The following is an 8,401-nucleotide window of genomic DNA, read 5'->3' as shown; positions in this document are numbered from 1 at the left end:
CGCGGCGGGGTCGCCGGCGCGGGCGCGCAGGCAGCCGGGCCCGGCCGAGTTCCATTGCGGAAACCCGCCGCCTGCCGCGGCGCCGAGCACGATGGCGCGCAGCGACACCTTGACGATTCTTCCCTGGAAAACCCGGGGCGACAGGCCCCGGGGTCAGTCCGGTCCGGGCCTCAGGCCTCGGCGCAGGCGTAGCAGTTGATCTCCATCGCGACGGAGACTTCGGTCACGCGGGGCTTCTTCCAGGCCATGATGTCACTCCCAGTTGCGGGCGCCGCGGAGGTGCGGCGCTGCCGCCAAGGTCGTGCGGGCCGGCCCGGCGGTCAAGGGCCGGCAGGCCTCCCGGCGCCCCCGGCCAGGCCCGCGCATTTCCGCCCGGCGGGAAAATGCTCTACGCGGCGCCCGTGGCGGCGCTTTGGCCGCGCGCGTCCGTCGGGGACAGGGGTGATGGCAATGAAGGTCGCGGTCGTGGGCGCCACCGGCGCGGTGGGGCGGGAGATCATCAAGACGCTGGCCGAACGCCGCTTCCCGGTGGACGAGGTGGTGGCGCTGGCCTCCGGGCGCTCGGCGGGGGCCGAGATCTCCTTCGGCGAGAAGACCGTGCTGAAGGTGCGCGACCTCGACCGCTACGACTTCGCGGGCACGGCGCTCGGGCTGTTCTCGCCCGGTGCCGCGGTCTCGGCGGTGCATGCGCCGCGGGCGGCCGCCGCGGGGTGCCTGGTCATCGACAATACCTCCCAGTTCCGCATGCAGCTCGGCGTGCCGCTGGTGGTGCCCGAGGTGAACGGGCGCGTGCTGGCCTCGCGGCCGAAGACCGGGATCATCGCCAACCCCAACTGCTCGACCATCCAGATGGTGCTGGCGCTCAAGCCGCTGCACGACATCGCGAAGGTGAAGCGCGTGGTGGTGGCGACCTACCAGTCGGTCTCGGGGGCGGGGAAGGAGGCGATGGACGAGCTCTGGTCCCAGACCCGCGGCGTCTTCGTGAACGACCCGCCCACCCCGGAGCAGTTCACCAAGCCGATCGCCTTCAACGTCATCCCGCATATCGACGCCTTCATGGAGGACGGCTCGACGAAGGAGGAATGGAAGATGGCGGTCGAGACGCGCAAGATCCTCGACCCCGACATCCAGGTGGTGGCGACCTGCGTGCGCGTGCCGGTGATGATCGGCCATGGCGAGGCGGTGCATGTGGAATTCGAGCGCCCGATCACCGAGAAGCAGGCGCGCGACGCGCTGCGCGAGGCACCGGGCATCACCGTGATGGATCACCGCGAGGATGGCGGCTACGCGACGCCGATCGAGATCGCCGGGGAGGATTCGGTCTTCGTCTCGCGCATCCGGCGCGACCCGACGGTGCCCCATGGCCTCGCCTTCTGGTGCGTCGGCGACAACCTGCGCAAGGGGGCGGCGCTGAACGCGGTGCAGATCGCCGAACTGGCGCTGCGCAACGGCATCATCGCCCCCGCCTAGCAGGCCAGGCGAGCACCAGCCCGCCGGCCGCGATCAGCGCGCAGCCGCCGATCGCCCAGGCGCCGGGCAGGCGCGCGAAGAGCAGCGCATCGAGCCCCAGCGCGAAGACGATGCGCGAATAATGCCACGGCGCGAGGCCCGAGACCTCGGCCCGGCGTACCGCGCCGGCGATGCACAGCAGTGCGGCGGTCTGCACGGCGGCGTAGAGCACCGCCAGCGCCATGTCCGCGGCACCCGGCGCGCGCCACAGCCAGGGCATGGCAGGGCCCAGCAGCACCACGCCGGCCAGCGCGCCCTGCAGCGTCGCGTCCCATTCATCCGCCGCGCCGCGGATGCGCCGCGTCATCACCTGGTACAGCGCATAGGTCAGCGCGGCCGCCACGGGCACGGCGGCCGCCCAGGTGAACAACTCCCCGCCCGGGCGCACCACCACCAGCATGCCGGCGAAACCCAGCGCCACGGCCACCCAGCGGCGTGGCGCGACGCTCTCGCGCAGCACCAGCGCGCCCAGCACCACCAGGATGATCGGCGCGGTGAACCCCAGGGCGGAGGCTTCGGTCACCGGCACCAGCGAATAGCCGAGCACGGCGAGGCAGGTGGAGAAGATCAGCATCGCCGCAGCGAGGCGCTGGTCCATCGCACGCGGTGGCGCGAGCAGCCGGCGCACCGCCCCGCCCGGATCGGCCGCGACCGCGAGCCACAGCCCCCAGCCCGCGAGCACCAGCGCTGAGCGCAGGAAGGTGATCTGCACCGGATCCAGCGTGGCCGACATGATCTTCGCCAGCGCGTAGCCCAGCGTGTAGAGCAGCCCCGCCGCCAACGTCAGCAGCACCGCGAGCGTGGGTTGGCTCATCGCCGGTCCGGGTAGTCGCGCCCGGGCCGCGCGCGATAGGAGGGCAGCGACCAGCCGGTCAGGATGGCGGCCGCGCGCGCCCCGAAGGCGAGCAGCCCGCCGGCCGAGATCGCCGCCACGCGCCCGAGCCCGGCCTCGTGCAGCAGCACGAAGGTGAGCGCCCCCAGCGCCGCGGCGGTGGCGTAGATCTCGCGGCGCAGGATGAGGGGCACCTCGGCGCAGGCGATGTCGCGCAGCAGCCCGCCGAAGGTGGCCGTGATGGTGCCCATCAGCACCGCGACCCAGGGGCTGGCGCCGGCGCGCAGCGCGGCCTCCGCCCCCAGCACCGCGAACAGGCCGAGCCCCACCGCATCGGCCCAGAGCAGCACCACGAAGCGGCGTTCCACCAGATGCGCGGTGAAGAACACCAGCAGCGCGAGTCCCGCCGCCAGCCCCACCATGCCCGGCACCTTCAGCCAGAAGACCGGCAGGTTCAGGATGACGTCGCGCACCGTCCCGCCGCCGAAGGCGCACAGGCACGCGATCAGGATGAAGCCCACCGGGTCGAGCTGCTTGCGCGAGGCAGACAGCGCGCCCGCCACCGCCAGCACCGCCACCGCCGCCCAGGTCAGCGCTGCGAGAAGATCGTCGAAATAGGCCACGCCGGCGCGATGCGCCCTATTCGGCCGGTGCGGGCACGGTGCGCCGGCTGCGCGCCTCGGCCTGCGCAGAGCCGGCGCAGAGCAGCGAGGCCGCCAGCAGCCCGGCCACCACCGGCAGCACCAGCTGCGGGTAGCCCATGTCGATGACGAAGCCGAGCGGCACCGGCGTGATCGCACCGCCCAGCGGCAGGCCCGAGGAGACGAAGCCGAAGACCTTGCCGACCTGCCCCGGCGGCGCGGCATCCTTCAGCATGACGTCGCGCGGCGTGCGCGAGGCGCCAAGCGCGAGCCCGCCCACCAGCCCGACCACCGGCAGCAGCAGTTCAGGAATCGGCAGCAGGCCCAGGGCGAGGATCATGGCGATCGCGACCATGGTCAGCACCACCACGAAGCCGATCAGGTTGCGCTTGGTCTTGTCCACGATCCAGCCGCCGACCAGCGTGCCGGCCGTGGCCCCGACCATGTAGCCGGTCAGCACCATGGAGGCGACCGCCACCGGCGTGCCCCACAACTTGCCCAGCACGGTGATGACGAAGGCCTGGATGCCCGACCCGGCCATCGAGGACAGCATGAAGAAGCCGAAGAACAGCAGGATCGGCCGCGAAAGCAGGATCTCGCGCCCCGAGGGCTCGTCCCCGGTCTTCGCGGGCTTGGCCTGGTCCCGCAGGATGCGCGACTGGACCAGGATGGCCGCCACCACCGGCACGCCGAGCAGCCCAACCAGCAGCAGCGCCCCGCGCCAGCCCATGAGTTCCGCGAGCAGTGCCACCACCGGCGGCGCCAGCGCGAAGCCGAGGTTGCCGGTAAAGGTGTGCAGCGCGAAGGCGCGCCCCATGCGGCTCTTGTCGATCGACCCCGCCAGGATGGCGTAGTCCGCCGGATGGATCACGCTGTTGCCAACGCCCGACAGGATCGCCAGCAGCCAGATCGCCCAGATGCCCGGCGCGAAGGCCATGGCCGAGATCGACAGCGCCATCAGCAGCGTGCCGCCCACCAGGAAGGGCCGCGCACCGTGCCTGTCCACCAGGAAGCCGACCGGGGTCTGCAGCAGCGCCGTGGTTCCCGACATCAGCGCCACCGCGAGGCCGAGCTCGGCGAATGACACGCCGAATTCGGCGCGCCAGAGCAGGAACAGCGGCGGCAGCGTCAGCACGTAGAAATGCGACAGGAAATGCCCGGTGCCGATCAGCGCGATGATGCGGGCGTCCTGGCTGGTGGGCGCGGTGGCAGCGGCGGTCATCTCGGCCCCGTGTGGCGTGCGTGGCGCATCTCACCCAGGATGACATGCCTCCCGACGCTGGGCGCATGGTGCTGTCCCGTCAACGCCCGCCCCGGGTTACAATGCAGCCATGCGAATGACGCGGAGCATCGCCCCGGTCCCCCCGCCCCGGGTCGGCGTGCGGCCGGATCGCGCGGCGTGTGGCGGCCGCCAGACGGTGCGGGGCCTGGGTCTTCTCCGACCGACCGGCGCGGCGCGCGCCGTCCGTCTGGGCATGGAACAGCGTCAGGCAGATTTGACGCTCTGCCGCGCCGCACCATACAAAGGCGCCCGTTCAAGGCCGCGGTTCCCGGCACGGGAGCCGGGACACACGGCCGCCTGGAGTTCGGACCCATGTCCAAGACTACCGATGTGCGGGAGGCCGTGATGGTCGGCCGCCGTTCGGACGGCTCGCTCGTCCGCCGCCCGCTGTCGCCACACCTGCAAGCCTACGACATGCTGCAGATGACCAGCGCGCTGTCGATCACCCACCGCATCACGGGCGTCGTGTGGTCCATCGGCATGGTCTTCCTGGTCTGGTGGCTTGCCTCCGCCGCCTCCGGCGAGGCGTCGTTCGGCGGCGCGCAGTGGTTCTTCGGGTCCCTCTTCGGGATCCTCGGCCTGATGGCCCTAACGGCAGCGGCCTGGTACCACACTCTGGCGGGGCTGCGGCACCTCTACTGGGACAGCGGGCGGGGCTTCGACCTGCCGACCACCTATGCCACCGGACGGATGGTGCTGATGGGCACGGCGGGGCTGACCGTGCTCACCTGGCTCATCCTGTTCGTTACCTGGATCTGAGTGCGATGTCCCAGCCCACGCTCCGCACGCTTCGCTCCCCGCTCGGCCGCGCCCGCGGCATGGGCTCGGCCAAGGGAGGCACGCATCACTGGTGGATGCAGCGCGTCACCTCGGTGGCCCTGCTGCCGCTGACCCTCTGGCTGGTGTTCAGCCTGGCGCGGATGCCGGACAGCACCTGGCAGCAGGCGACCGCCTGGATCGGCCGCCCGTTCAATGCCGTGCTGCTGCTGGCCTTCCTGGCGGCGGCCTTCCACCACACCGCGTCCGGGCTGCAGGTGGTGATCGAGGATTACGTGCGCGGCGAGATGGCGCGGATGGGCTCGCTGCTGGCGGTGAAGGGCATCTGCGCGCTGCTGTGGCTGGCGGGTTCGCTGGCGGTACTGCGGATTGCCGTGTGAGCCCTGGCGGGATGCTGGGGAACGCCCAAGTGGCATGAGGAACACGGCGCGGGCCGGAGGGCATCTTCCCCGCCGCGCGGAACGGATGAGACGGGTGCGATGAACGCGATCAGCAAGCCTTCCAACGGCGCCTACCGCATCGTGGACCACACCTATGATGTGGTGGTGGTCGGCGCCGGCGGCGCCGGGCTGCGGGCGACCTTCGGCATGGGCGCGGCGGGGCTCAAGACCGCCTGCATCACCAAGGTCTTCCCCACGCGCAGCCACACCGTGGCGGCGCAGGGCGGCGTCGGTGCCGCGCTCGGCAACATGGGCGAGGATGACTGGCGCTGGCACATGTACGACACCGTGAAGGGGTCGGACTGGCTCGGCGACCAGGACGCGATCGAATACATGTGCCGCGAGGCGGTGCCCGCGATCATCGAGCTCGAGCACTACGGCGTGCCGTTCTCCCGCACCGAGGACGGCAAGATCTACCAGCGCCCCTTCGGCGGCCACATGACGCATTACGGCAAGGAACCCGCGATGCGGGCCTGCGCCGCGGCGGACCGTACCGGCCACGCCATCCTGCACACGCTCTATCAGCAGTCGCTGAAGCATAACTGCGAGTTCTTCGTGGAGTATTTCGCCCTCGACCTCATCATGGACGATGAGGGCGTGTGCCGCGGCGTGACCGCCTGGTGCCTCGAGGATGGCAGCATCCACCGCTTCCGCGCGCAGACCGTGGTGCTCGCCACCGGCGGCTACGGGCGCGCCTATTTCTCCTGCACCTCGGCGCATACCTGCACGGGCGATGGCGGCGGGATGGTGCTGCGCGCCGGGCTGCCGTTGCAGGACAACGAGTTCGTGCAGTTCCACCCGACCGGCATCTACGGCTCCGGCTGCCTGGTGACCGAGGGCGCGCGCGGCGAGGGCGGCTACCTCACCAACTCCGAGGGCGAGCGCTTCATGGAGCGCTATGCGCCCACGGCGAAGGACCTCGCCTCGCGCGACGTGGTCTCCCGCGCCATGTCCATGGAGATCCGCGAGGGCCGCGGCGTGGGTCCGCTCAAGGACCACATCCACCTGCATCTCGAGCACCTGGGCGCGGACATCCTGCACGAGCGCCTGCCCGGCATTTCCGAGACGGCGAAGATCTTCGCCGGCGTGGACGTGACGAAGGAGCCGATCCCGATGCTGCCCACGGTCCACTACAACATGGGCGGCATCCCCACGAACATCCATTGCGAGGTGCTGAACGCGACCGCCAAGGACCAGGACCGCGTGGTCCCTGGCCTGATGGCGGTGGGCGAGGCGGCCTGCGTCTCCGTGCATGGCGCCAACCGGCTCGGCACCAATTCGCTGCTCGACCTCGTGGTGTTCGGCCGCGCCGCGGCGCATCGCGCCGCCGAGACGATCCGCCCGGGTGCCTCCCAGCCGCCGCTGCCGCCCAAGGCGGGCGAGGCCTCGCTCGACCGCTTCGATCGCGTGCGCAACGCCAAGGGCAGCACCAGCGTGTCCGAGCTGCGCCTCAACATGCAGCGCACCATGCAGACCCACGCCGCGGTGTTCCGCACCACGGAACTTCTGCGCGAGGGTGTGGAGAAGATGGACAAGGTCGCCGCGGGCTATTCGGACATCAAGATCGCCGACCGCTCCCTGATCTGGAACTCGGACCTGGTCGAGGCGCTCGAGCTCGACAACCTGATCGGCAATGCGCTGACCACCATCCACGGCGCCGATGCCCGCCACGAGAGCCGCGGCGCGCATTCGCACGAGGACCATCCGGACCGCGACGACCAGAACTGGATGAAGCACACGCTCGCGCGCGTGGATGACAAGTACGCCGTGAAGCTCGACTACCGCGACGTGAAGATGCGCACCCTCACCAACGAGGTGCAGGTCTTCCCGCCCAAGGCGCGCGTCTACTAAGGAACCGACCGATGGCCACCTTCACGCTTCCGAAGAATTCCACGGTCGGCGAGGGCCGCACCTATCCCGCGCCCGCGGGCGCGAAGAACGTGCGGTCCTTCCGCATCTACCGCTGGGACCCGGATGGCGGCGCCAATCCGCGCACCGATACCTACGAGATCGACCTCGACCAGTGCGGGCCGATGGTCCTCGACGCTCTCATCAAGATCAAGAACGAAGTCGATTCCACCCTCACCTTCCGCCGCTCCTGCCGCGAGGGCATCTGCGGCTCCTGCTCGATGAACATCGACGGGCTGAACACGCTGGCCTGCCTCAAGCCGATCGAGGAAGTGAAGGGCGACGTGCGCATCTCGCCCCTGCCGCACATGCCGGTGGTGAAGGACCTGGTGCCGGACCTGTCGCAGATCTACGCGCAGCTGCGCTCCGTCGAGCCCTGGCTCAAGGCCGACACGCCGCCGCCGCCCGATGGCGAGCGCCTGCAGTCGAAGGAGGAACGCGCGAAGCTCGACGGGCTGTGGGAATGCATCCTGTGCTTCTGCTGCTCCACCGCCTGCCCGTCCTATTGGTGGAACGGCGACCGCTACCTCGGCCCCGCCGTGCTGCTGCAGGCCTATCGCTGGATCGCCGACTCGCGCGACGAAGCCACCGGCGAGCGGCTCGATGCGCTCGAAGACCCGTTCAAGCTCTATCGCTGCCACACCATCATGAACTGTACCCGGACCTGCCCGAAGGGGCTCAACCCGGCGCAGGCGATCGGCGAGATCAAGAAGCTGATGGTGGAGCGCCAGGGTTGAGCGGCGGGCGGTGAGCCCGCCGCCCACGGTCCGCGACATCACCGGCCTTCTCGCGCGCCATGCCCCGGGCGCGCGCCGCCTTCTCACCGCCTGGTCCGGCGGCCATGCCGTGCCGCTGCTGCATGCGGGCCGGCAGGCCGGCGCCGACTGGGTCATGGCGATCGCGCCCGGCCCGGGCGGGCTGCAGGCGCTGCGCGACCGCCTGCCGCAGGATGCGCTGCTGCACCTGCGCGAACGCGCCCCCCTGCCCGACCCCGCCACGGCGCTGCGCCAGG

10 protein-coding genes and 1 pseudogene are annotated in these 8,401 nt (G+C 70.8%); 6 read left to right on the top strand and 5 right to left on the bottom strand.

Annotated features, from left to right (window positions below; all coding sequences use genetic code 11):
• Nucleotides 1–102, bottom strand: a pseudogene (locus HW578_RS19135) (pyrroloquinoline quinone biosynthesis protein B); the annotation flags it as partial.
• Nucleotides 103–170: 68 nt separating this feature from the next.
• Entirely contained in the window at nucleotides 171–248 is a 78-nt protein-coding gene (gene pqqA, locus HW578_RS28485; RefSeq protein WP_198372310.1) for a pyrroloquinoline quinone precursor peptide PqqA, read from the bottom strand.
• Between the two features lie 196 nt (nucleotides 249–444).
• Here pqqA and HW578_RS19125 point away from each other — a divergent pair, with 196 nt between their 5' ends.
• Nucleotides 445–1,470: an aspartate-semialdehyde dehydrogenase gene (locus HW578_RS19125; RefSeq protein ID WP_198372309.1), complete on the top strand. Its 1,026-nt coding sequence runs from the start codon at nucleotides 445–447 to the stop codon at nucleotides 1,468–1,470.
• Here HW578_RS19125 and HW578_RS19120 read toward each other — a convergent pair.
• The 3 genes from HW578_RS19120 to HW578_RS19110 are packed head-to-tail and all read right to left on the bottom strand — an operon-like array spanning nucleotide 1,454 to nucleotide 4,204.
• Complete coding sequence (locus HW578_RS19120; RefSeq protein WP_198372308.1) at nucleotides 1,454–2,323, bottom strand: DMT family transporter; 870 nt, start codon at nucleotides 2,321–2,323, stop codon at nucleotides 1,454–1,456. The genes HW578_RS19125 and HW578_RS19120 overlap by 17 nt on opposite strands.
• Nucleotides 2,320–2,964, bottom strand: coding sequence for a trimeric intracellular cation channel family protein (locus HW578_RS19115; protein WP_198372307.1), 645 nt, complete (start codon nucleotides 2,962–2,964; stop codon nucleotides 2,320–2,322). The genes HW578_RS19120 and HW578_RS19115 overlap by 4 nt, the downstream gene beginning before the upstream one ends.
• A 16-nt stretch (nucleotides 2,965–2,980) precedes the next feature.
• Nucleotides 2,981–4,204: an MFS transporter gene (locus tag HW578_RS19110; protein WP_198372306.1), complete on the bottom strand. Its 1,224-nt coding sequence runs from the start codon at nucleotides 4,202–4,204 to the stop codon at nucleotides 2,981–2,983.
• 372 nt (nucleotides 4,205–4,576) lie between these two features.
• On the opposite strand from HW578_RS19110, the gene sdhC reads away from it, so the two are divergent.
• The 5 genes from sdhC to HW578_RS19085 form a co-directional block, all read left to right on the top strand.
• Nucleotides 4,577–5,023 (top strand): succinate dehydrogenase, cytochrome b556 subunit, encoded by a 447-nt coding sequence (gene sdhC / locus HW578_RS19105; RefSeq protein WP_198372305.1) that lies wholly within the window; start codon nucleotides 4,577–4,579, stop codon nucleotides 5,021–5,023.
• A 5-nt stretch (nucleotides 5,024–5,028) separates the two neighbouring features.
• Nucleotides 5,029–5,421, top strand: a complete 393-nt coding sequence (sdhD, locus tag HW578_RS19100) for a succinate dehydrogenase, hydrophobic membrane anchor protein (protein ID WP_198372304.1) — start codon at nucleotides 5,029–5,031, stop codon at nucleotides 5,419–5,421.
• 99 nt (nucleotides 5,422–5,520) lie between these two features.
• Nucleotides 5,521–7,332, top strand: a complete 1,812-nt coding sequence (sdhA, locus tag HW578_RS19095; RefSeq protein WP_198372303.1) for a succinate dehydrogenase flavoprotein subunit — start codon at nucleotides 5,521–5,523, stop codon at nucleotides 7,330–7,332.
• 11 nt (nucleotides 7,333–7,343) lie between these two features.
• Entirely contained in the window at nucleotides 7,344–8,126 is a 783-nt protein-coding gene (locus tag HW578_RS19090; protein ID WP_198372302.1) for a succinate dehydrogenase iron-sulfur subunit, read from the top strand.
• A 10-nt stretch (nucleotides 8,127–8,136) separates the two neighbouring features.
• Nucleotides 8,137–8,401 (top strand): hypothetical protein (locus HW578_RS19085; RefSeq protein ID WP_198372301.1); only part of this gene is annotated, 265 nt, incomplete at its 3' end.

This window comes from Roseomonas rosulenta (genome assembly GCF_016106005.1).
GTDB classification, from domain to species: Bacteria; Pseudomonadota; Alphaproteobacteria; order Acetobacterales; family Acetobacteraceae; genus Neoroseomonas; species Neoroseomonas rosulenta.
The sequence above is the reverse complement of the archived record's forward strand: the minus strand, read 5'-3'. Positions and strand labels throughout refer to the sequence as shown.